This window comes from Stenotrophomonas sp. YJH_SMC_131 (assembly GCF_059367975.1).
Genome location: NZ_JCAFRJ010000001.1, coordinates 634,869 through 657,941 on the forward strand (window position 1 = coordinate 634,869; position 23,073 = coordinate 657,941).

Consider the following 23,073-nt stretch of genomic DNA (forward strand, 5'->3'; position numbering starts at 1 on the left):
CCATTACCCCGTACAAGATGAGAATTCCATTGTCATTCCCATCTATTGACATACGACCGGTAGCCGAAAGCCCACGCCCATCCTCTGCGCACCATGTGAGCCTGGGGACTTAGTGCGTAGCTGGACGTTGTTAGCCCTCAATCGGCAAGTGACCTCTCTCTCCCTATCGTTTACTACCGCATCGTTGAGCTGCTATGCGGGCCGCTTGCTCAAGTTCAGAGTCCGCGCCTCTCACCCCCTTCAACGCGGCACTCTTGAGCCATGCGTATGCCTCACTTGATGACGCGCAGTCCTTCTTGTCCTTCAACATGAAGAACACGTTGTACTGTGCAATCGGGTGCCCCAGTGCTGCGGCATAGACAAGCCACATGTGGGAGCTGCCAGCCGTGCCTCTGCCCTCAAAGTGGCGTGAGATTCGAAACGCTGCCTCAGCGTCGCCCGCGTCTGCGCGGCCAGTCAACGCAAGTAGCTGCTTATCATCAAGCTCAGCGCCACTATCCGTCGCGATCGAGCCGTCAAGCTCAACCACCGGCCTTTCCGGCTGAGGGGGCACCTGTGCATTTACATACCCTGCACCCACCAGATACAGGAGAAGACCAGTCTTCTTGAACATGCTCATTTGACCCCACCCTCCTTCATGAAATTCACCCACTCTCCAGGATTGCTTTTATCTTTCTTCCCTTCAGGTGTTTTTCCATAGTTTCCTTGATCCGGATACAAAGGATCGTTCTTTGCCCAGGTGTACTCGGTAGGCGCCTGAATCGTCATATTCAGCGCCTTAGATAGCTGCTGAGCTGGGATCGGCCCACCATTTACCGACTTACCTGTTCGACAGGAATAGAGCCTGATATACAGATACTTTGAAAGATCTGCATCGCGTCGAATTGACTGCGCCAGCGATTCAACAGACATGCTTCTACCATCCGGCCCTATGAAGTTATTTCCGTTGTGGTGAATGCTAATGGTAAGCATATTCGGGGGCGACGGAATCATTTTATTGCCCAGATAAGAATCAGGATTGTCGTGGGGTGGAATATAGTTTAGGTCGGTGAGCCCGTGAGGGTCGACCCGCCTTGCCGGGGAAGCGCTAGCGTACCCATAGGTCGAGATCCCCCCCATCAACCCAATCGGATCACTCTGCGAATACCGCCCCACCGCCGGGTCGTATTCCCGCTGATAGTTGTAGAACAACCCACTCGCATCCGTGGCCTGCTGGCCTGGGAAGCGCAGCGCCAGCTCGAACGCCACACCATCCCCGTCCGGGTCTGCACTCGGAATCTGGTTGCCGAACACCTCGCTCTTGTTGCTCCACTCCCAGATCGAGACATTCCGTACCGGATCGATCACCACGCGCGGCGTGCCCAGATGATCCGGCTGCACGTAGGCCAGCTCCGGCACGCCGGTAGCCGGCGTGTTGATCAGTGCCACCGGGTAGTTGTCCAGCCAGATGGCCTGCTGCTGCGCCTGCCCCGTGGCCGAGTAGTTGCCCAGCCACTGCCCCGCCTCGTCGTACAAGGTGATCTGAGCCGCGCCGGCGGCCGCGGAGCGCAACACGCGCTCGCCGCGATGGTTGTAACCGTAGCTTTCCAGCACCGCATTGCCCTGCTTCACCGCGTTCATGCGGTTGGCATCGTTGTAGATGAACGACTTGCCGCCGATGCGGGTGGTGTTGCCCACCGCGTCATGGTCGCGCGCTTCGCCGTCCACGGCGGTCAGCCGGTGGCTGGTTGCGGGATAGGTGTAGCTGGCCGTGCCTGCCGAGGTGGTCAGCGCGGTGCGATTGCCGGTGGCGTCATAGGCATAGGTTTCGATCGGCGTGCCGGTCGTACCGTCCTGGGTCTGGGTCAGGCGACCCACCGTGTCGTAGGCGTACTGGGCCAGCACCGTCGAGCCTGCGCCGTTCTTCAGCTCGGTGACCGAACCGACCGGGTCATAGCCGTAGCCCAGCGACAGGCCGCCTGCGGCTGGGTCATGCACCGCCTGCGGGCGGTAGTCGAGGTCCAACGGACGCTGCAGCTGGCGGCCGTTGCCGTAGGTCCAGCCGGTGGCCGGGCCGAAGGCCGCGTAGGTCACGTTGTTCACCACGATCTGGCGCGCCTGGCCGGGGCGGGTCAGGCCGATCTGACTGATGCGGCCCTGGGCATCACGCACGTAGTCGGCCACGCTGCCGTCGGGGTAGGTCAACGCAGTCAGGCGACCCGACTTGCTGTAGGCGTAGCGCAGCGTGCTGGCGACACCATTGATCGTCTGCACTTTACGGGTGACCTGGCCGAAGCGGTCGTGGCAGTACTGGGTGCTGCCATTGGCATGCAGCACCTGCCCAAGCCGTCCCTTGGCGAAGCGCTCGTCGGCGGCACAGGCGGCAGGCGCCACGTCATAGCTGTAGCCCACGTCCAGATTGGGGTTCGGATAGGCGATGCCGATCAGGCGGTTGAGCCCATCGTAGTGATAGGTGGCGGTGACGCCGCGTGCATCGGTGGCCGTCTTGCGGTTGCCGGCGGCGTCCACGGTGAAGCTGCTGGCGCCACTGTCCGGGCTGACCTGCCCGGTCAGGTCACCGAACCCGTTGTAGGCATAGGTCGTATGCAGGCCCTTCGGGTCGGTGACCTGGGTGACCTGGTCCAGCGCGTCGTACTGGCTGCGGATCTCCGCCGCGACGCCACCAACGTCCTGCAGGATTTGCGCCAGGCGGTTGAGCGGGTCGTACTGCTGGCTGGTCACGCGCTGCAGTGCGTCGGTCACCGTCTGCGGGTTGCCGTTGGCATCGTAGGTAAAGCCGGTAGCGTGATTGCCTGCGTCCTTCAGTGCGGTCAGCTGGCCGAGTGTGTTGAACGTCCGTGCCAGGGTACGGCGCAGCGTGCCGCCTGCATCCAGCGTGTCTTCCTTGAGGCGATTGCCGGCGTTGTCCAGCGCATAGTGAATGGTGTTGCCCGCACTGTCCGCGATATCCGTCAGCCGCTGGGCGGCGTCGTAGACATAGGTGACGCTGCTGCCGTCAGGCTCGGTGACCTGTTGCACCTGGCCGGTCGGCCAGTAGCTGATCTGGGTCACCCGATCCTCGGCTGTGGTGGCACCGCGCACGGTGACCGAGGTCGGCCAGCCGCGCGCATGGTAGGTGTAGTCGGTGACCACGCCGTTGGCATCCTTGACCGACAACGGCCGTCCGAACGCGTCGTAGGCCAGAGTCTCGACCGTCTGGCCCAGCGCATTGGTCACGCTGCGCAGGTCGCCCTTGCGATAACTGCAAGCACCATTGGCCGCGCATCCCGCGTCGTCCGCAGTGTAGTAGGCATAGGTGGACACATCCGCCACATCACTGCGTGGGCCATCCACGCTACGCAGCAGTCCCACCAGCGGGCACTCCGGCCCTTCGGCCTCACAGTAGGTCTGCGTGGTGATGCGGGTATCACCGGTCACCCTGTCGCGCACGGTGATGGTGGTCGGCTGGAGGCGTGCATTGCGCGCGATGCGGATCTCACGGTTACCGACGGTCTGCTGCACCAGCCGATTGCTGTCCATGGCCACGCGCGTTTCGCTGACGCGCTGATCCGGAGTACCGGCCGCTTCGGTGGTGGTGGTCACGCTGACGGTGCCTGCGACAGCGTCGCTGGCCTCCGCATAGGCGTAGTTGGTGACGACACCACGGCGGTCGGTCGCCGACTGCAGCCGACGCCGGAAATCGGTGCCCTCGGGCAGATAGGCGTGTGTGATGCTGCCATTGCTTTCGGTGATGCCATTGACCTTGCGCGGAAGGCCACTGCTGCCGGTGGCAGTCAATGCGTACGTACTCTGCTTGCCCAGCGCGTCGGTGACGATGGTGGTGCCTGCCGGGGTGTACTCCAGGCGCACGCCATCAATGCCCACGTCGGCTTGACTGCAATCACCGGAATGGCGGCTGCAGCTGACCCGCCCCTTGGCGTCATAGCCAAACCAGCTGTAGCGCCGGGTGTCTTCGGCGGTCACGCCGGTCAGGTAGCCCGGGAAGCGTGTGTCCTCATAGTGGTATGTACGGCTGGCGCCGTCTGCATAGGTCGCAGTGGTCAGCTCGCCAGCAGGAGAGTACGTGTAGCTCACCACAGGCTGGCCGGCGACCACCAGGGCCGAGATCAGCGAATCGTCGCCCGGCGCGAGATACTGGACGTCTACGCGCCGACCGGTTGAATGGGTGATGCTGAGCAGGCGACCACGGCTGTCGTGTGCATAGGTCAGCGACGTTCCGTCTTCGAAATCGCGGCGCTGCATCAAGCCATCAGCATCAAAATGAATGCGCTCTCCGGCACGTGAGAGTTGCCAGTTGGTGCCCTGCTGGACCGCGCGATCGCCGCTTCCGTCCATGGCTTCGTAGCTTGCCCCCACTTTCTGGAATGCGGTCTGCCCGCCATCGGCGCCGATCAGCCCAACTTTCAGTTCGGGGCTGGGAGGGAAGGTGGAATCGTCTACGCCTGCGGTAAGCCGCAGGTTGTGGGAATGGGTCCAGCCCGTGCCCAACGCGCCGCCCGCCGTGCTTGTCAGGGAGTGATAGTGGCGTTGGAAGCTCACCCATCCAAGGTTGAGATCCGGCTCAGGCTGGGATTTATCGCCAGTGGTCGGGTCACACGGGTTACCAACAGGACACTGCTGCGGCGGCAGCGGCGCGCTTGTGTAGGAGAGCATGGGCGACATGTGCGGCTCGTCCTGCTGGACCAGTGAGCACATCTGCAGGGCCTCATTCCACGTCAGGGACGGTCGATTCGGACAAAGCGCCGTTCTGGCCCGGCGCACACGCTCCCACCCCACTATCGACGAGCATTCTTGGGTGCTCTGATGATAGAAGTTCAAGGTGTAATGGAAATCCTTCTCCTCGTTGGTGACGCTACCGTCGTCGCCCCTGCCAAGTCCAAGGAGCTCCACCCAAGGATCCTCCGTGAGTGAAGTCGCCGGGCACTGCGGGTCGCTGACGCGGGTAGCGAGGATCACGCTACGAATCTGATCTTCGGAGGAGTACTCCTGCCCTGAGTGGATGTAGACCCAGTCGGTAGTAACGATCTTCTCGGGTCTCACCCGGTAGTCGTAGATGACCTTCTTTCCAAGGACGCGTTGGCGTTTGACATGCCAATCGAAGGGTTTGTCCTTTTCGTACTGGGAAAAGAGCGACTTGATGTCCTTCTGCACCGCCGCTTCGGTGGCTCGCGGCTGGCCCATCGACAGGTAGCTCTCCCACTTCTTCTGCACCTCCTGCGCCTGCGCAGCCCAAGGAGCCAAGCTCCCTAGCGCGATCATCGCCAGTGCGGCACACGAAATGGTCTTCAGTCGTTCCAACATCCCTGTTCTCCTTCCTGGACGAACGCAGCACCGGCAGGAACGAGAACGTGGGGCTAATGCCTCGCCACGTCATGCTTCGGATCGTCCCTAGCCCGGAATGCGGCCTGACCGCACGGGGAACGTTATCTCCGATGTGGTTTACACATTCAAGTCAGAAACTGTGGAGTGGGTCGGATTTCAGAGTTTTCTGATGCAGGAGGGCGTGTCGAAAATGCAGCCGAGCGTGGGCTCGGCTCTACAAGGCGAATGCTTCCAGAAACAGAAACACCGGGCAGTGCCCGGCGTCTCCGTCACAGCGTGGAAGGGTGTAAACCTCAATACTTACCGTCGAACGCGAAGATCGGCTTGCGCGTCTTCCACGCACCAGCAGTAAAGTCCGGGAACTCCAGCGTCTGGAAGCTGTTGGCGATCGACTGCTCGCTCAACGGGGTGATCGCACTCCAGGTCACCGCGTCGTAGATGTCGATCGGCATCGGTGCCTTGGCCTTCAGTGCTTCAACAAATGCATGGATGACGAACCAGTCCATGCCACCGTGGCCGGCGCTGGCGGCGGTGTCGGCATTCTGCTTCCACAGCGGGTGTTCGTACTCATCCTGGTACTTCTTGAACTCCTCCCACTGGTGCGGCGGGCTGCGGCCTTCGATGTGGATCGAATGGTTGACGTCCATCCACAGGCCCTTGGTGCCCTGCACGCGGAAGCCCATCGAGTACGGGCGCGGCAGCGAGGTGTCGTGCTGCAGCAGGATGGTCTCGCCGTTCTCGCAGGCCAGCGTGGTGGTGACGATGTCGCCCAGCTTGAACTTCACCTTGGTGCTGGGGTGGGTGGTGCCGCCACTCTTGGCCACGGTGTATTCGTGCAGGCCACGCGCCTTGGTCGCGAAGGCGTTGATGTGAGTGAAGCGGTTGCCACGGTTGATGCCGGTGTACATCGCGCATGGGCCGATGCCGTGGCTGGGATACAACTCGCCGTTGCGCTCCACCGAATGCTCGGTGCGCCAGCGTGCTTCGCTCCAGCCCTTGGGACCGAACTCCACGCCGCTGTCGTAGGGCTGGTTCGAGTCGCCGGAATTGAACTTCACGCCGCGCAGGTCGTGCTGGTAGCCGGCCTGCAGATGCACCAGTTCGCCGAACAGCCCCTGGCGCACCATCTGCAACGCCGCCATCACGTCGCGACGGTAGCAGACGTTCTCCAGCAGCATGTACGGGGTGCCGGTACTCAGCTGGGTCTTCAGCACGTCCCAGTGGTCCTGCAGGGTGATGCCGGCCACCACTTCGCAGCCGACGGCCACGCCGGCCTGCATCGCGGCTATCGACATCGGTGCGTGGTATTCCCACGGCGTGGCGATGATCACGCCATCGATGCCCTTCTGTTCCAGCAGGCGCTTCCACGCGTTGGTGTCGCGGTCCTGGCCATAGGTCTTCGGCGCGGGCTTGCCGGCCTTCGCCACCATCTCTGTGGCACGGCCCAGCATGATCGGCTCGATGTCGCACAGGGCAACCACTTCGACGTCGTCGCGACGCACCAGCTCCTTCAGCAGCACCAGCCCGCGCATGCCGGTGCCGATCATGGCCAGACGCACCTTGCGTCCGCGTGCCCAGGCGGGGGTCTGCGGCAGCAGGCTGCTGGCGGCAACAGCGGCACTGGCCGCGATGAATTCCCTACGCTTCATGGCAAACATCTCTCCTCTTGGCAGCGTGCCGGCCGCAGCCGGCACGCCAGGTCACGCAAACGGAATTACTTGAACCGGTAGCCGATGGTCACACTGTAACCACGGCCGAAGATGGTTGCGTAGTCACTGGAGTCACCCAGGAAGCTGTTCGGATCGTAGAACGGCAGGCGGTTGAACAGGTTCTTGACGGTGAAGCTCAGGTTCCACGCATCGTCCGGGCGCCAGGTGACGCTCATGTTGGCGGTCCACCACGACGGTGCACCATCGCACTTGCTCTTCTGCAGGGCCAGGTAGCCGCCGGTGCAGGTTTCCTTGTTGTTGCTCTCTTCGTCGATCTGGTCGGTGGCCCACTTGGTGCCGCCCACGTAATTGACGAACATGCTGGTGGTCACCTGCTTGTAGGTCCAGTCGGCATTGAGCGTGGCGCGCAGGCGCGGATTGTTGTAATAACCCACAACGTCGCCGTAGTACCAGCCGTTCTCCGCGTCCATGTAGAAGCGGTTGCGGTTGGCGATGGTGGCGGCCAGGCCGATGTTCAGGTTGCCCCAGTCGCCCAGCGAGAAGCGGCTGCGCGCATCGATGTCGAAGCCGTCGATCAGGGTCTTGCCGCGGTTCTTGTACTGGCCGACCACGCTGGCCACGTTGCCGGCGGAGTAGCCCGGCAGAGTGGCCGGGCAGCTCACGCCGCTGGCCGGATCGGCGCACATTGCCGCCAGCTGGGCCAGGTTGGCACGGTCACTGTCGGTGATCGGCGAGCGCGACATCGAGATGATGTCTTCCATGCGGCGATAGTCCGGCGCGACGATTTCGTTGTTGCGGTAGATGAACCAGTAGTCGGCCGACACCGACAGCCAGCTGGCCGGCTCGTAGACGAAGCCGAGGGTGGCGATCTTCGCCTTCTCCGGCTTCAGGTCCTTGTTCGGCTGGGTCATGCGCGCCACGGTGCGGCTGCAGTCGACGTTCAGCAGGGTCTTGCCGAGGTCGACGTCACCCGGCCGCTGCGACTTCAGCAGCAGGTTGGCGATGGCGTTGGTCTCGCCGCAGCGCAGTTCGTCACGGAAGCCACCGAGCTGGGCGAACACGCCGCCGTTGCCGGACTCGGCCAGGCTCGGTGCGCGGAAGCCGGTGGAATAGGTGCCGCGCAGCATCAGCTGATCGAACGCCTGGTACTTGAAGCCGATCTTCGGCGCGATGTTGGCGCTGAAGTTCGGGTACTTGTCCACGCGCACCGCCGCATCCAGCTCCAGCTTGTCGGTGATCGGCGCCACGGTCTCGGCGAACAGCGCGTAGGTGTTGCGCTTGCCGTCGAACCACGAGCCGCCCTGCTGGGTGATCAGGCCGTTGGCTGCATCGGCGTTGCCCGGGGTGTAGAAAGTTTCGCGGCTGGCGTTGAAGCCGAATGCGGCGCGCATCTCGCCGGCCGGCAGCTGGAACAGCGGGCCTTCGATCTTGCCGTCCAGGGTGTGCAGGCGGGTCCACGACTGGATGTCGAAGGTCGGGAACGCTTCACGGATCAGCGCGGCGTTGGCGTCGCTGATCTCGCCGAACTTGTACGCCGGATGGTCGGAGATGATCACCCGACCGGTACCTGGATCGATCGTGTACGGGCCGAAGGCCTTCTCGAAGCCCTTGGTGTTGACGTTGATCGTCTGGTAGGTGGTGGAGTGGGTACCCGCGCTGGCGAAGGCGGTTTCCCAGTTCCAGTCACCCCGGTTGCCACGCGCACCGGCCAGCACGCGGTAGCTCTTGTCGGTATTGCGCTGGCCGAAGTAGTTCGGACCGGCATCCTGCAGCAGGTAGTTCAGGCCGACCACCCCGCCCATCATCGCCTTCAACTGCGGACTGGCATGGTTGTATTCGTTGTTGGGGCCCAGGAACGGGTACAGGAACTGGTTGACGGTGTTGCCGGTATTGCGCGAGAACCAGCTGGTCGGGTTGCCGGTGGTGGTGCCGTAGGTGCGCGGCGTGCCACCGTTGGCGCGCAGGTCGATGTCGGTGTAGGTCGCCTCGGCGAAGATCTCGGTGCTCTCACCCACCAGGAAGGTGCCGTTGAGGTAGGCGGTGTTGCGCTCGGACTTGGCACCGGCATCGATCTCGTTGTTCATCCAGGTTTCCCAGACGCAACGCGGACCGGCCGCTTCACTGGTCAGCACGTTCCTGCAGCCCGGCGCAGCTTCCTGCACGCGGCGGCCGGTGACCGGATCGAAGGCGAAGTAAGTGCCCGGATTGAATTCACCCGGCTTGCTGCCCACGCCCAGGCGCAGGTTGTTGAGGTAGTTCGGATTGTTGACGTAGTACTGGTCGGGCCGCTTGTCGTAGAAATCGCTCAGCGGAATCGCGTCGCGACGGTACATGTTGACCGCGCCATAGATATTGAAGCGGTTCTCGGCCAGGTCACCGAAGCCGGCGGTGATGCTGGCCTGGCGCTCACCGTAGGAATCGATGCGCGAGGAGGTGTCGTTGGTGAAGCTGATCTCGGCACCCTGGAAGTTGCGCTTGGTGATCACGTTGATCACGCCGGCCACCGCGTCGGTACCGTACACGGCCGACGCGCCGTCGGTCAGCACTTCCATGCGCTCGATGGCCGCCGCCGGGATCGCATCGATGTTGACGAACTGGGTCTGGAAGCCGGCCGGCGCACCGTAGTACGACAGGCGGCGACCGTTCAGCAGCACCAGCGTGCCCTGGGCGCCGAGCCCGCGCAGGTTGGCCTGCGAGGCACCATCGGAACCGGTGAACAGCGAGCGCGCGTCCTGCTGCGCAGGGCGTGCGGCCGGCAGGTTGTCGAGCACCTGCAGCAGCGTGCGCGCACCCATGTTCTGGATGTCCTGCTTGCTGATCACCTGCACCGGCGAGGCGGTTTCAACGTCGGTGCGGCGGATGTTGGAGCCGGTGACCTCGATGCGGGCCAGGTCGGTGGCGTTGTCCTTGCTCTCCTGGGCGAAGGCAGGAGCGGCAAGCGAGAACAGCGCGCCGGCAATGGCCAGCGTCAGCGGAGCGATCGGGCGGCAGGGGGGGCGGTGGTGGCGGGCGGGCAACATCGGGGTTCTCTCCTGGCAAGGGTGCGGCGCAACTGAGTGAGCGCGTGGGCGTTCGGCGGGCAAAACGCTCCCGGGCCACGGCCATGAGGGCCGTAGTCGGGATGGGGCGGGGGAGGAGCGGTGTTACGTGGGGGTCATGGGGCGACGATGCTGGCGGAGTCGCCCTCCTGGCCGATCAGTACGGCGTTGGCCCAGTTGGCACAGACCTGGGCGGGTTGGCTGCCCTGCGCACCCAGCGTGCGCAGGCTCAGGGTGGAAAGGCCACGGATGTCCAGCTCCGGCTTGACCACGCCGGGCGCCTTCACCAGGCCGCTGTCGTACAGCAGGCGGTTGTCGCCCCATACCTGGAACTGCAGGCCGCCGGCGTTGCGGCAGGCGTCGTCGATGCCGAGGTCGGCACGCAGCAGGTGCCAGCCGCCCTGCAGGCGCAGGTCGATGCGGCTGCTGGCGCCGACGCCCAGGCCACGGCGGAACTGCAGGCCGTTCATGCGCATGCCGGCGTCGCCACGGAAGGACTGGTCGGTACGCAGCTGGCTGGCCAGCGCGGCCGGCACCGGCAGCTCGGAGAGATAGCGCTGCCGGGCCGGTCGCTCCGGTTCCTGGTGTTCGAGAATGTGGAAGGTGGACAGGGCGATCGGGCCGACATCGCGCGGCTGCAGTGCATCGAACGCGCGGGCGCTGCCCTGTGCGGCGGTGACCATCGGGTCGGTGCTGCTGGCGCCGTCGCCTTCGGGGTTCTGCACGCTCAGCACGCGGAAGCGCAGCAGGCGGCCGGCGTGGGCCGGGAAGTCGATGCGCTGCACGCCTTCCTTCAACTGCAGGCGGCCACGGGCGATCGGCTCGCCCCACTCACCGTTGCTGTCGCCCAGGTAGACCTCATAGTCACGTACCTGCCCGTGCTTCCAGTTCTTGTCATTGCGTGGCGCGATGTCGATGCCATCGATCATCTTCCGCTCGCCGAAGCCGATCACCCACTCGTGGGCGCCGGTGCGCACGGCCTGGTTGCGCACGCTGCGGAACCAGGTGACCGGATCGTCGTCGAAGGCGTTCTCCAACGCATGGCCAGGCTCTTCGGCCGGGCGGTTGACCACCAGCAGGCTGTCGGCCGGCAGTTCGCGGCCCAGCACCGGTGCGGCCGGATAGGCATCATCGGTGGCTGCGGCAGCGACTGCGAAGTCCAGCTGCAGCTGCAGTGGCTGGCGGATATCCTGGGTGGCAGTGCGCACATGCACGGTGCCGCGGCGGTCCTTGGCATCGAAGTACCAGCCCTCGTTGGCGCTGTTGAAGGCGGCAGCATCGGCCAGCGCCGGCAGCGCGCGGCCACCGGCCTGCACCGCACGTGGTGCCTGCCGGCTGAGTACGCGCAGGCCGTAGCGGCGCTGCGCCAGCTGGCCGTTGTACTGGCCCTGCACGGCGTCGATCTGCACCTGCACCGGGCCACTGCCCTGCGCCGGCGCCTGCACGCGGATTACCTGCGTGCTCGACTCGCCCTGCTGATAGCGGCGCGTGTTGCCATCGTCTTCGTACAACGTGTACTGCGAGTCGCCCTGCGGGTACAGGTCGAAGGTCACTTCATCGAGCGGTTTTTCGCCATCGAACAGCATCGACGGGTACATCGGCAGGATCGCACCGGCACGCACGAACACCGGCAGCGTGGCCAGGTCCACCTGGCGGTCGAGCTGGCGGCCATCGGCGGCGGCCTGCACGCGACGGCCATCCCAGTAGTCGATCCAGCCGCCGGCCGGCAGGTGGATGTCGCGGCGCCAGCCACGGCTGGCGGCCTGGCTGCGGTACACCGGCGCCACCAGCAGGTCGCGGCCGAGCAGGAACTGGTACTTGTAGGTTTCATCCTGCGCATGCGGATCGCGCGGGTTGTCCCACATAAGGCCACGCACCGGCGGTGCACCGGTCTGCGCGGCCTCGTGCACCAGCCCATACATGTATGGCGTCAGGCGCATCTTCAACTTCAGGTAGTCGCGGTTGATGCTGCGGTAGGGCTCGTCGTACCACCACGGGTGCTTGCGCGCGTTCGACGACCAGCCGCTCATGCCCATCAGCACCGGCGTGAACGCCTTCCACTGCAGGTCGCGGGTGAAGGTCTCGGCGCTTCCGCCGAAGATCGCATCCACATCGCCGCTGGCGTAGGCCATGCCGGACAGGCCCGAACCGACCAGGGTCGGCACGTGCCAGCGGATGTAATCCCAGCTGCTGCTCTGGTCGCCGGTCCATGCCACCGCGTAGCGCTGGATGCCGGCCCAGCCCATCACCGTCCACAGGAACGGGCGCGAATCGGAATTGTCGAGGATGCCGTTGAATGCCTGGCGGTTGGCGTCCATCGCGAACTGGTAGCCCTTGCCGGTCCAGGCCACGTCCAGCTTCTGCACGCGGCTGCCGGCCTTGCCCACTTCCCACGCGATCTTGTCGACGCCGTTCTCGGTCCACAGGCCGGTGCGGAAGCCGTACTTGGCCAGGCCCTGCACGGTTTCCGGCAACTGCTTGTAGCCGCAGCCGTAGCCATCGTTGGGCAGGATCCAGCCACCGGGCATGTCGTGGGCGCGGTACTGCTTGGCCACGCTGTCGATCACATCGGGCGTGGTGCCGGTCGGGCCGTCGCTCCAGCCTTCGGGCACGGTGCCGGGCTTCCTGCTGTTGTCGCCGTCGTTGTAGCAATCGGCATCGCCGTAGGACAGCGCCCAGCGCGCGACCATGTTGGGGCGGCCGGTCAGCTGGGTGTAGCGTTCGATCAGCTTGGGCAGGTCGGCGCCCACGAAGTAGTACGCATCGAAGCGGTCTTCGCGATGCAGCAGCGTGGCCTGGTCGCTCTGGCGCAGGTCGTAGCTGCCATCGCTCCATGTATTGCGCAGCATGCCCCAGCCACGGCTGCTCAGCAGCATCGGCGCCGGGCTCGGCCGATCACCTTCTTCCCAGCCGCCGGAATAGGACACCTCCAGCTCGCGGCCCTTGAACTGGTAACGGCCGTTCTGCTGGCCACCACCGAAGTAGCCCTCATCGGCCTGCGAGGACAGCACCTGCACGCTCTGCGTGGCATCCAGGTCCAGCGGTTGCAGTTCCTGCCACAGCGCGGTGGGCTGGCCATTGTCCAGCCGTTCCAGGCGCAGGCGCAGCGGCTGCCGCTGTACATGCAGTACCAGTGCCTCGGTACGCACGCGGATTTCCTGTGCGTCTTCTTCCAGCTGCGCCTGCACGCTCGCCTTGGGCTGCGGCAGCACGATCGGCGCGGCCTTGTCGCCGGCGCCGGTCAACGTGCCGTTGCGGCCGGCCTGCACGCGGATGATGTCGGTCGCCGGCAGTTCAATGCGGATGCGCGCGCCCTTGTCGGTCTGCAGGTCCCAGCCCTGCACGCCGTCGCGGCTGGCGCTGGCGCGGACGGTACGCAGGTTGCCGACCGGCTCGGCGCGGGCCGTCATGGACGCCAGCATCAAGGCCGGCACCAGGGCCAGCATCAGCGGCGAGCGACGAACGCAGTTTTCCACGCGGACTCCCAACCCGTTCACCGGGCGTTTCGAAAGCGGTTGGGCCGACTCTAGGGCAGCGATTCGAAAGATGTCAACAAATTGAAAGGAAAAAGGAAGATATATTCCAATGAAACGAAAGTTGCTGCGCCGCAATACTTTGTGTAAGCGCTTGCAGGCGCCTGTTAAGCATTGTGCGATACGGAATTCCGTCGGTCCTTTCGTTTTTCCCGGCATCGCGGGCAAGGCAAAGCCACCCACCTTTTTTCTTTCTTTTTACTTTCGATGTTTGACATTTCGAAAGAAAACGCAGATGGTGCGCTGGCCCAACTGGAACCTCCGAATGGACGTCACCCTGCTTTCCGATGTGTCCGCCTGGCAGCGCCTTGGCGGAGCCGATACCGCTACCGAAATCGCCCAGCAGCCTGCGCTGTGGGACGCCCTGGCACAGGACCTGTCGCGTGCCCGCGACCGCCTGCAGGCCTTCCTCGGCGACAGCCTCAACGATCCCAACCAGCGCGTGCTGTTCACCGGCGCCGGCAGCTCCGGCTTCATCGCCGAAATGGTGGCCGACGCGATCAACGCGCAATGGCCCGCCGAGGTGCGCGTGGTGCACACCACCAGCCTGCTGACCCACCCGGCGCTGTACCTGCAGCGCGACCGTCCGACCCTGCTGGTCTCGTTCGGCCGCAGTGGCTCCAGCCCGGAGAGCGTGGCGGCGGTGGACCGCGTGCGCAGCGACGTGGATGACGCGCGCTTCCTCGACATCACCTGCAACGCCGATGGCGAGCTGGCCCGCCGTGGCGCCGGCCGTGCCGACACCTGCACCCTGCTGATGCCGTCGGCCAGCTGCGACCGCGCCTTCGCCATGACCAGCAGCCTGACCTGCATGCTGCTGGCCGCGCTGACCGTGTTCGATCGTTCGCCGTGGGATGCGCGCGTGACGCGCCTGAAGCAGATCGCCGCACTGGCCCGCGAAGGCCTGGCGCAGTGGGATGCACCGGTGGCGACACTGGCGCAGCGCCCGTTCAACCGCATCATCTACCTCGGCAGCGGCCCGCTGGAAGCACTGGCACGCGAGTGCGCGCTGAAGGTGCTGGAGCTCACCGCTGGCCGCGTGCTGGCGCTGGCCAACACACCCCTGGGCTTCCGTCATGGCCCGAAGTCGACGCTGGATGGCAACACCCTGGTGGTGGTGCTGCGCAGCGTGCAGCCGCTGGCGCGCCGCTACGAACAGGACCTGCTGGAAGAACTGCGCCGCGACGGCGTGGCCGGCCAGGTGCTGGCGATCGGTCCGCATTCGGACATCGGCGCCGACGACGAATACACCCTCACCGTGCCGGCACTGGACGATCCGTGGCTGGCACCGGTGTGGCTGGGCTTTGCGCAGCTGTTCGCACTACAGCGCTCGGCCGCGCTGGGCCTGACCCCGGACAACCCGTTCCCGGACGGCACCGTCAACCGCGTCGTCAAGGGCGTCACCATCCACCATGGCTGAGCTGATCGCCCACGCCTGCTACGGCATCGACATCGGCGGCACCAAGATCGAGCTGGTGGCGTGCGATGTGGCGATGCAGGTTACCTGGCGCCGCCGCGTGGCCACCCCACAGGGTGACTACGACGGTTTCCTGCAGGCAGTCGTGGCGCTGGTCGCCGAGGCCGATGCCGCACTGGGCCGCAGTGATGCGGCGATCGGCATCGCCCTGCCCGGCGTGCGCGACCGCCGCAGCGGCCGCCAGCTCAGCGCGAACGTGCCTGCGTTGACCGGCCACAGCGTGGCCGCGGACCTGCAGGCGCGGCTGCAACGCCCGCTGCATTTCGGCAACGACCTGCAGTGTTTTGCCCTGTCTGAAGCACACGGCGGTGCCGCCGACGGCTACCCCAGCATGTTCGGCGCCATCCTCGGCACCGGTGCTGGCGGTGGTTTCTGCGTGCAGGGCCGCCTGCTGACCGGTTTCAACGGGCTGGCCGGCGAATGGGGCCACTGGAGCGTGCCCGGTCATCTGCTGCAGCGCCACGGCCTGCCGCTGATCGACTGCGCCTGCGGCCTGCAGGGCTGCGTGGAGCGTTATGTGTCCGGCAGTGGCGTGGCGATGATCGAGCGCCACCTTGGTGGCAGCGCCGCCGACGCCAGCGCGGTGATCGCCCTGGCCGAAGCCGGTGATGCCCGCGCGCGCAAGGCGCTGGACATCCATCGCGACCTGCTCGGCCACAGCCTGGCCGCGCTGGTGCTGGCGCTGGACCCGCACGTGATCGTGCTCGGCGGCGGCCTTTCGCAGTACGCGCCGCTGTACCAGCACCTGCCCGCCGCCATCGCCGCCCACCTGTTCAAGGGTGTGCAGGTGCCACCGATCGTGCCGCCACGCTTCGGCGATGCCGGTGGCGCACGTGGTGCCGCCCTGCTCGCCTGCCAACCCTCGTTTTCCTGATGTCCGGAGCCTGACCATGTCCCCGTTGCAGACCCTGCTTGCTTCCCACCGCGCCGGTGCCAATGTCGGCCTGTACAGCGTCTGCTGCAGCAACGAGCAGGTGCTGCGCGCGGCCATGCACGTGGCACAGGCACATGGCACCGTGCTGCTGGTCGAGGCCACCTCCAACCAGGTCGACCAGTTCGGCGGCTACACCGGCATGACCCCGCCGCAGTACCGCGATTACGTCGGCACCCTGGCCGATGAGGAAGGCTTCCCACGCGAACGGCTGATCCTGGGCGGCGACCATCTCGGCCCGAATGCCTGGCAGAAGCGCCCGGCGGCCGAAGCGATGACCCACGCGCGCGTGCTGATCGAAGCCTACGTCGCCGCCGGTTTCCACAAGATCCACCTCGACTGCAGCATGTCCTGCGCCGATGACCCGGTGCCGCTGCCCGATGCCATCGTCGCTGCGCGTTCGGCCGAGCTTGCCGAGATCGCCGAACGCACCGCCGCCGAACACGGCCTGCCACCGCCGGTCTACGTGATCGGTACCGAGGTGCCGATTCCCGGCGGCGAAGCCTCGCTGGCCGAAGGCCTGCAGGTGACCACGCCGGCTGCCGCCGCGCAGACCCTGGCCATCCACCAGCAGGCGTTCGACACGCCACAGCTGCGCGATGCGTGGCAGCGCGTGATCGCGATGGTGGTGCAGCCGGGCGTGGACTTCGACCACAGCAGCGTGCATGAGTACAACCCGGACGCCGCCCATGCGCTGGCCGACTTCCTCGAGCGGCAGCCGCGCATCGTGTTCGAAGCGCATTCCACCGACTACCAGCGCGAAAGCGGCCTGCATGCGCTGGTACGCGACCACTTCCCCATCCTCAAGGTCGGCCCGGCGGCCACCTTCGCCTACCGCGAGGCGCTGTTCGCGCTGGCCGCGATCGAGGCCGAACTGCTGCCGGCCGCACAGTGCTCGCACCTGCCGCAGGTGCTGGACGAGGTGATGGTGGCGCAGCCGAAGTACTGGCAGTCCTACTACCAGGGCGATGCCGCCGCGCTGCGCCTGCTGCGCCGTTATTCCTTCAGCGACCGCTGCCGCTACTACTGGGGCGAGCCGGCGCTGGTACAGGCGGTGCAGACCCTGTTCGCCAACCTGGAGCAGCATGCGCCGCCGCTGGTGCTGCTCAGCCAGTACCTGCCGGAGCAGTACCGCGCCGTGCGCGAAGGCAGCCTGGCCAACACCCCCACCGCGCTGGTGCAGCACCGCATCGGCCTGTGCCTGGGTGAGTACGCCCGTGCCTGCAGCGCCAACCAGGCCGGACCCCGCACGCAGAACGCAGGTTCGGCTGCCGGCGTTCCTGCGAACGGCTAATCTCTACCTTTTCCCGCAAAACCGAGAATGGCCATGCGCAACACCCGCTCCCGCCGGCAACAGATCCTGCAGCTGCTGATCGAGCACGGCTCGGTGCAGGTGGCCGATCTGGTCGAGCGCTTCGGCGTGTCGGCGGTGACGATCCGTGCCGACCTGACCCACTTCGAATCGCAGGGCCTGGCCAACCGCACCCACGGCGGCGCGACCCTGGTGCGCACGCCGCCGCAGGAACAGGACATCCATGAGAAGGACGCGCTGAACCTGCCACTGAAGGAATCGATCGGTGCGCGCGCTGCGCGCCTGGTGCAGCCGGGCGACAACATCATCATCGATTCCGGCTCGACCACGATGACGCTGGCCCGCCACCTGCGCGCGCATCGCGACGTGACGGTGATGACCAACGGCCTGAACATCGCCTGGGAACTGGCCAATGCCGCGGGCATCACCGTGCTGCTGACCGGTGGCCTGCTGCGCCAGCAGTCGCTGTCGCTGCAGGGCAGCCAGGCCGAAGCCAGCCTCAACTCGTACAGCTTCGACACCCTGTTCCTGGGCGTGGACGGCCTGGACCTGCAGTTCGGCCTGACTACTCACGACGAGGCCGAAGCCCGCCTCAACCACCGCATGGTCGAGCGTGCGCGCCGCATCGTGGTGCTGACCGATGCCTCCAAGTTCGGCCGCGTCAGCCTGCACCGCATCGCCCTGCTGGACCAGATCCACGCCATCATCACCGACGCCGGCATCGACGATGCAACCCGCGAAGGGCTGCAGCGGCTGGGCATCGAAGTGATCATCGCCGAGCCCACCGCATGACCGAGACCCGCACCCTGCATGGCCGCATCCTCACCCCGCTGGGCTGGCGGCGGGGGCACGTCCACTTCGATTCACGCGTGCGCCGGCTGCAGGTGGACGACCACAGCGGCGCCGACGACCTGCAGCTGCCGGTGATCCTGCCCGGCTTCGTCGACCTGCATGTGCATGGCGCGGCCGGCGTGGACCTGATGCAGGGCGGCGACGTGGCACGCACCATCGCCCGCACCCATCTGCGCTTCGGCACCACCACGCTGCTGGCGACCACCATGACCGCCGGGCTGGACGAGATCGAGCACGCGCTGCACGGCGTCGCTGCGGCAATGGCGGCGCCTGATACCGACGCCGCCAGCATCGTCGGCGTGCATCTGGAAGGACCGTTCATCAGCCCGCAGCGGCTGGGCGCACAGCCCAATCGCACGATCGAGGCGACGGTGGCACTGGTGCAGCAGCTGCACGCGCTGGCGCCGATCCGGGTGATGACGCTGGCGCCGGAGATCGGCGAGCACACCGCGTTGATACCCGCGCTTTCGGCGATGGGCATCCGCGTGCAGCTGGGCCACAGCGCCGGCACCTACGAGGAGGGCGTGGCGGCGCTGCAGGCCGGTGCCTCCGGTTTCACCCATCTGTTCAACGGCATGACCGGCGTTGACCACTATCGCCCGGGCATTGCGGCGGCGGCGCTGGCGCATGCGCAGTACGCCGAGATCATCCCCGACCTGCAGCACATCCACCCCGGCGTTATCCGGCTGGCCGCGCGCGCGATCCCGCGCCTGTACGCGGTGACCGACGCGACTGCCGCCACCGGCATGCCCGACGGCGAGTACGCGCTGGGCGAGCAGCGCGTGCACAAGTGCGGCGGCTGCGTGCGCCTGGCGACGGGTTCGCTGGCCGGCAGCGCACTGACCATGGACCAGGCGCTGCGCAACCTGGTGCGCGTCGGCCTGGACCTGGCCGACGCCTCGCAGCGGGTTTCCACCTTCCCGGCCGACTATCTGGGCCTGGGCGATCGCGGCCGCATCGCGCCCGACGCCCGCGCCGACCTGGTGGTGCTGGACGCCGAACTGCGCCTGCAGCAGGTGGTCATTGGTGGGCGCGTGGTCGATCTGACCTGACGCAAGCGATGCGGCCCGGATGCCGCGCGGGCTCCCTGTAGAGCCGAGCCATGCTCGGCTCACCGCGCGAAGCGCGGCATGGGGAACCTCGATATCGGAACGGAAAGCAGCCGAGCATGGCTCGGCTCTACAGAATGCACTCTGCGACGAACCGCCGCCGGGCCTGGCCCGGCGCTACCACAGGAACTGCCGATGACTGCAAGCACCGCCCCGCGCTGGCCCGTACGCTACCTGCTCTTCATCGGCGGCCTCGGCGGCCTGCTGTACGGCATCGACATCGGCATCATCGCCGGTGCCCTGCCCTACCTGGAGGCAACGGCCAGCCACGCCTGGCAGCTCAGCAGCCAGCAACTCGGCTTCGTGGTGGCGGCGGTACTGCTGGGCAGCGTGCTGTCCTCGCTGTTCGCCGGCATGGTCGCCGACCTGATCGGTCGCCGCGGTGCGATGCTGCTGGCCGGCCTGCTGTTCACCGCGTCGATTCCGATCATGGCGCTGGCCTCCGGCTACACGCCGCTGCTGCTCGGGCGGCTGCTGCAGGGCATCAGTGGCGGCCTGATCGGCGTAGTGATCCCGCTGTACCTGGCCGAAGTGCTCAGCCCCGAGCGGCGTGGGCGCGGTGCGGCGATGTTCCAGCTGCTGCTGACCATCGGCCTGGTGTTGGCGGCACTGATCGGGCTGTACCACGCACATGCGGTGGATGCCGCCGCCGAAGCCGTGCGCTCGCTGCCGCTGGCGCAGCAGGCGCAGGAACTGTTCACGGTGAAGGACCAGGCCTGGCGCACCATCTTCTGGAGCTGCCTGGCGCCAGGCCTGCTGTTCTGTGCCGGCATCTTCTGGCTGTCCGAATCGCCGCGCTGGCTGGTGCGCCGCGGCCGCGTCGATGATGCCCGCCGCAGCCTGCAGCGGGTGTTGCCTGCTGCCGACGTGGAACCCACCCTTGCACAGATCCAGGCGCCGGAATCGAGCAGCAGCGACGGCAAGCGCGACCCACTGCTCAGCCGCCGCTACGTGGTGCCGTTCGTGCTGGCCTGCGTGGTGCTGGCCTGCACCCAGGCCACCGGCATCAATTCGGTGCTGGCGTACGCGGTGAACATCCTCAATCAGGCCGGCCTGTCCGGCTCGGTGGCCAACGGTGCCGACGTGGCGATCAAGCTGCTCAACGCGGTGATGACCGTGGTCGCGCTGCTGCTGGTCGACCGCAAGGGCCGCAAGTTCCTGCTGATGCTCGGCAGCGGCGGCATCTGCGTGGCCCTGCTGGCTGCCGCCACGCTGTTCTTCCAGGCCGAGCGTGGCCGCGCCGACGTGCAGCCGCAACTGCAGGCGGCGGTCAGCGGCGACGGCCTGCGGCTGGTGCTGGACGACGCACAGTGGCAGCGCCTGGGCGGTGGCATAAACAGCGAAGGCCGGCCGATGCAGCTGACCGTGTCGTACGCCTACGGTGACTTCACCAATGTGCGCGCCCTGCGCAGCGACAGCCTGACCGACCGCGAGCTGCGCATCGAGCGTGCCGGGACCGTGCAGCCGGACAGTGTGATCGGCGCGTTCTTCCGCAAGCTGCATCTGAACCCGTTCGCCGACCCGGCCAAGGCCGCACAGGCACCGCTGCGCATCGAGCAGGCCCGCATCGGCCCGGTGCCGCCGCCGGCGCATGGCTGGGCGGTAGCCGCCTGCATCCTGGTATTCGTCGCGTTCTTCGCGGTCGGCCCCGGCGTCTGCGTGTGGCTGGCACTGTCGGAACTGATGCCCAATCGCATCCGCTCCAACGGCATGAGCATCGCCCTGCTGATCAACCAGTTCGTGTCGACCACCATCGCGGCGATCTTCCTGCCCACGGTGGGCCACTACGGCTACGCCAGCATGTTCCTGTTCTGGGCGGCGTGCACGTTCGTGTTCTTCCTGGTAGCCGCGTTCTGGCTGCCGGAGACCAAGGGCAAGTCACTGGAGGAGATCGAGGCACGGTTCGCACGGTAGCGGTCGACCTTGGTCGACCTCCGCGCGTAGCGCGGTGGTGTTGGCGCGCCCGTCACTGACCGGTGATGTGCCTGGCCAGCGCCTGCGCCTCGGCAATGCTCGGCAGCCCGCTCAGCATCATCGATTCCCCGAAGGGGCCTTTCACCGTCGCCACCATCAGCACGCGGCCGTCCACGCTGATCGCCGCGCGCTGGCCCACCAGGGCCGAGGTGCCATCGTGGATGCGCTGATGCGCTTCTGGCCGATAGCGGATCTGCAGGCCTGGCTGCTTGGCATCGTCCAGCACGTAGCGCACATCGGCGATGTCCGCACTGCCGGCAATCGGCGGCTCGCGCAGGGCCAGGGTTTCACCTTGCCAGTGCGCCGGAGTGCCGTTGCCAGCCGCATCGACCGCGCTCAGGCGCACGTCCACGCCGGCGCGCGGCGCATGATCCTTGCCTGCCAGCGCACCGGGCGTGGCACCCGGCATGCATCCGGCCAGCACCAGCGCCGCGCCGAGCAGGAGCGGAAGCGCGCCCCTCATTTCAGCTTCCGCAGCTTGAACGCCACCAGCACCTGCAGCAGCCCGTACAGCAGGCTGCCAATGCCGATCCACAGCGTGGTCACCGCCACGCCTGCGTATGGATTGGCCGCGAACAGCAACCCCAGCACCACCGCCAGCACGCCACTGAGGATCAGCAGCCACTCGCCCTGGATCTGCTTGCGCACGCGGATCGCGAAGACGATGCGATAGATGCCGGCTACCAGCAGCCACGCCGCCAGGAACAGCACCAGCACGCTGGCGGTGGCCAGCGGGTTGATCACCGCCAGGATGCCGAAGCCCAGCGAAGCGATGGCATACAGCGCCAGCCAGCCGCGCGAGGCGCCGCTGCCACCACTGATCAGTGCGAACAGGCTGATGACCCCTTCGATGATGGCCATCACGCCCAGCGTCCAGGCCAATGCCATGGCTGCGGACAGCGGCCAACCGATGGCGATGATGCCGAAGCCGAGCGCGACCAGGCCATACAGCAGCAGGATCCACCAGCTGCGGCCAACCGCTGACAACAAGGGAGACAAGGGGGAATTCATGGTCACTCCTTCGATCCGGAACCGGGTTCATCCTAGCCCGTGGCGATGAAGGGAGCGATCACGGCACCCGCGCGCACACCCATACCCGCACCTCTCTGGCGCCCACGCAGCGCAGGGTTTCGGCGATTTCCATCACCGTGCTGCCGGTGGTCATCACGTCGTCGACCACGGTCAGATGCGTGGGCACCGGCCCGTGGACATCGAACGCATCGAACAGGTTTTCCCTGCGCTGTTCGGCCGTGCGTTCGGACTGCGGTGCGGTGTGCCGCCGCCGGTACAGCCCCTGCCAGACCGGCAACGGCAGCAGCCGGCAGAGCTCGGCAGCCTGGTTGTAGCCGCGCTGGCGCAGGCGCCGGCGGTGCAGCGGCACCGGCACCAGCGGCGGGCAGGACCAGGGCGGTGGTGCGCGCTGCATCAACTGCGCCAGCAGGCGACCGGCCGCCAGGTCCTGATGGAACTTGTAGCGCAGCAGCAGCTGGTCCACCGGCGGCAGGTACAGCAGGCTGGCGTGCGTGGCCGTCTGCGGTGGTGCTTCCTCGCGGCAGCTGCCGCAGACGATCAGGCCCTCATCCGGCAACGGCAGTGCACACCGCAGGCAGGCGCGACCGGCCCAGGGCAGTCCGGCGAGGCAGCCGCGGCACAGATCGAGATCATCATGGCCCGGATCGCCGCAGACCAGGCAGCGCAGTGGCAGCAGGACACCCAGCAGTGCGCGGGAGACACGGGTTGCCGAACGCAGGAGATCAATGCGCATTGCCCATGCTTCATCGCGCTGCCCATGTGCGGCCATCGGCGAAGCACCGATCGCAGTGTCGGGACTGCCCGCAACTGCAGAGGGTGCTGC

14 protein-coding genes are annotated in these 23,073 nt (G+C 66.3%); 6 read left to right on the forward strand and 8 right to left on the reverse strand.

The features are described from left to right. Positions 1–163: 163 nt before the first annotated feature. The 5 genes from AC5P56_RS02955 to AC5P56_RS02975 form a co-directional block, all read right to left on the reverse strand. Positions 164–619 (reverse strand): SEL1-like repeat protein, encoded by a 456-nt coding sequence (locus AC5P56_RS02955; RefSeq protein ID WP_049420889.1) that lies wholly within the window; start codon positions 617–619, stop codon positions 164–166. Beyond that, entirely contained in the window at positions 616–5,301 is a 4,686-nt protein-coding gene (locus tag AC5P56_RS02960; protein WP_288496585.1) for a DUF8616 domain-containing protein, read from the reverse strand. Before AC5P56_RS02960 ends, AC5P56_RS02955 begins: the two co-directional genes overlap by 4 nt. 314 nt (positions 5,302–5,615) lie before the next feature. Next, positions 5,616–6,971 carry a Gfo/Idh/MocA family protein gene (locus AC5P56_RS02965; RefSeq protein ID WP_288496584.1) on the reverse strand — a complete coding sequence of 452 codons (1,356 nt, stop codon included), beginning with the start codon at positions 6,969–6,971 and terminating at the stop codon, positions 5,616–5,618. 65 nt (positions 6,972–7,036) lie between these two features. Next, positions 7,037–10,012 (reverse strand): TonB-dependent receptor domain-containing protein, encoded by a 2,976-nt coding sequence (locus AC5P56_RS02970; RefSeq protein WP_288496583.1) that lies wholly within the window; start codon positions 10,010–10,012, stop codon positions 7,037–7,039. Positions 10,013–10,146: 134 nt separating this feature from the next. After that, complete coding sequence (locus AC5P56_RS02975; protein ID WP_288496582.1) at positions 10,147–13,506, reverse strand: TIM-barrel domain-containing protein; 3,360 nt, start codon at positions 13,504–13,506, stop codon at positions 10,147–10,149. A gap of 322 nt (positions 13,507–13,828) precedes the next feature. Between AC5P56_RS02975 and AC5P56_RS02980 the strand changes: the two genes are divergently transcribed. The 6 genes from AC5P56_RS02980 (at position 13,829) to AC5P56_RS03005 (ending at position 21,158) form a co-directional block, all read left to right on the forward strand. Further along, positions 13,829–14,983: an SIS domain-containing protein gene (locus AC5P56_RS02980; RefSeq protein ID WP_046433031.1), complete on the forward strand. Its 1,155-nt coding sequence runs from the start codon at positions 13,829–13,831 to the stop codon at positions 14,981–14,983. Next, positions 14,976–15,914 carry an ROK family protein gene (locus AC5P56_RS02985; RefSeq protein ID WP_046433033.1) on the forward strand — a complete coding sequence of 313 codons (939 nt, stop codon included), beginning with the start codon at positions 14,976–14,978 and terminating at the stop codon, positions 15,912–15,914. Before AC5P56_RS02980 ends, AC5P56_RS02985 begins: the two co-directional genes overlap by 8 nt. A 16-nt stretch (positions 15,915–15,930) precedes the next feature. Beyond that, on the forward strand, positions 15,931–17,265 hold the full coding sequence (locus AC5P56_RS02990; RefSeq protein WP_288496581.1) for a D-tagatose-bisphosphate aldolase, class II, non-catalytic subunit: 1,335 nt from the start codon (positions 15,931–15,933) through the stop codon (positions 17,263–17,265). A 33-nt stretch (positions 17,266–17,298) separates the two neighbouring features. Next, positions 17,299–18,075 carry a DeoR family transcriptional regulator gene (locus AC5P56_RS02995; RefSeq protein WP_014038836.1) on the forward strand — a complete coding sequence of 259 codons (777 nt, stop codon included), beginning with the start codon at positions 17,299–17,301 and terminating at the stop codon, positions 18,073–18,075. Continuing rightward, the gene (nagA, locus tag AC5P56_RS03000) at positions 18,072–19,187 is read left to right on the forward strand and encodes an N-acetylglucosamine-6-phosphate deacetylase (protein WP_288496580.1); all 1,116 of its coding nucleotides are present in this window, start codon (positions 18,072–18,074) and stop codon (positions 19,185–19,187) included. The genes AC5P56_RS02995 and nagA overlap by 4 nt, the downstream gene beginning before the upstream one ends. Positions 19,188–19,379: 192 nt before the next feature. Beyond that, positions 19,380–21,158 (forward strand): MFS transporter, encoded by a 1,779-nt coding sequence (locus AC5P56_RS03005; protein WP_014648756.1) that lies wholly within the window; start codon positions 19,380–19,382, stop codon positions 21,156–21,158. 52 nt (positions 21,159–21,210) lie between these two features. Here AC5P56_RS03005 and AC5P56_RS03010 read toward each other — a convergent pair whose 3' ends face one another. Genes AC5P56_RS03010 through AC5P56_RS03020 form a run of 3 tightly spaced genes read right to left on the reverse strand, consistent with a single transcriptional unit; the run spans position 21,211 to position 22,983 of the window. Continuing rightward, positions 21,211–21,681, reverse strand: a complete 471-nt coding sequence (locus tag AC5P56_RS03010; protein ID WP_046433045.1) for a SecDF P1 head subdomain-containing protein — start codon at positions 21,679–21,681, stop codon at positions 21,211–21,213. Then, the gene (locus tag AC5P56_RS03015) at positions 21,678–22,229 is read right to left on the reverse strand and encodes an HdeD family acid-resistance protein (protein WP_014648758.1); all 552 of its coding nucleotides are present in this window, start codon (positions 22,227–22,229) and stop codon (positions 21,678–21,680) included. Before AC5P56_RS03015 ends, AC5P56_RS03010 begins: the two co-directional genes overlap by 4 nt. A gap of 58 nt (positions 22,230–22,287) precedes the next feature. Further along, positions 22,288–22,983, reverse strand: coding sequence for a ComF family protein (locus AC5P56_RS03020; RefSeq protein ID WP_126411480.1), 696 nt, complete (start codon positions 22,981–22,983; stop codon positions 22,288–22,290). Positions 22,984–23,073 lie beyond the last annotated feature (90 nt).

Coding starts and splice junctions, on each gene's coding strand:
- AC5P56_RS02980 (WP_046433031.1), top strand. CDS start 13,829: ATGGACGTCACCCTGCTTTCCGATGTGTCCGCCTGGCAGCGCCTTGGC.
- AC5P56_RS03010 (WP_046433045.1), bottom strand. CDS start 21,681: ATGAGGGGCGCGCTTCCGCTCCTGCTCGGCGCGGCGCTGGTGCTGGCC.
- nagA (WP_288496580.1), top strand. CDS start 18,072: ATGACCGAGACCCGCACCCTGCATGGCCGCATCCTCACCCCGCTGGGC.
- AC5P56_RS02970 (WP_288496583.1), bottom strand. CDS start 10,012: ATGTTGCCCGCCCGCCACCACCGCCCCCCCTGCCGCCCGATCGCTCCG.
- AC5P56_RS02995 (WP_014038836.1), top strand. CDS start 17,299: ATGCGCAACACCCGCTCCCGCCGGCAACAGATCCTGCAGCTGCTGATC.
- AC5P56_RS03015 (WP_014648758.1), bottom strand. CDS start 22,229: ATGAATTCCCCCTTGTCTCCCTTGTTGTCAGCGGTTGGCCGCAGCTGG.
- AC5P56_RS02955 (WP_049420889.1), bottom strand. CDS start 619: ATGAGCATGTTCAAGAAGACTGGTCTTCTCCTGTATCTGGTGGGTGCA.
- AC5P56_RS03005 (WP_014648756.1), top strand. CDS start 19,380: ATGACTGCAAGCACCGCCCCGCGCTGGCCCGTACGCTACCTGCTCTTC.
- AC5P56_RS02990 (WP_288496581.1), top strand. CDS start 15,931: ATGTCCCCGTTGCAGACCCTGCTTGCTTCCCACCGCGCCGGTGCCAAT.
- AC5P56_RS03020 (WP_126411480.1), bottom strand. CDS start 22,983: ATGCGCATTGATCTCCTGCGTTCGGCAACCCGTGTCTCCCGCGCACTG.
- AC5P56_RS02985 (WP_046433033.1), top strand. CDS start 14,976: ATGGCTGAGCTGATCGCCCACGCCTGCTACGGCATCGACATCGGCGGC.
- AC5P56_RS02965 (WP_288496584.1), bottom strand. CDS start 6,971: ATGAAGCGTAGGGAATTCATCGCGGCCAGTGCCGCTGTTGCCGCCAGC.
- AC5P56_RS02960 (WP_288496585.1), bottom strand. CDS start 5,301: ATGTTGGAACGACTGAAGACCATTTCGTGTGCCGCACTGGCGATGATC.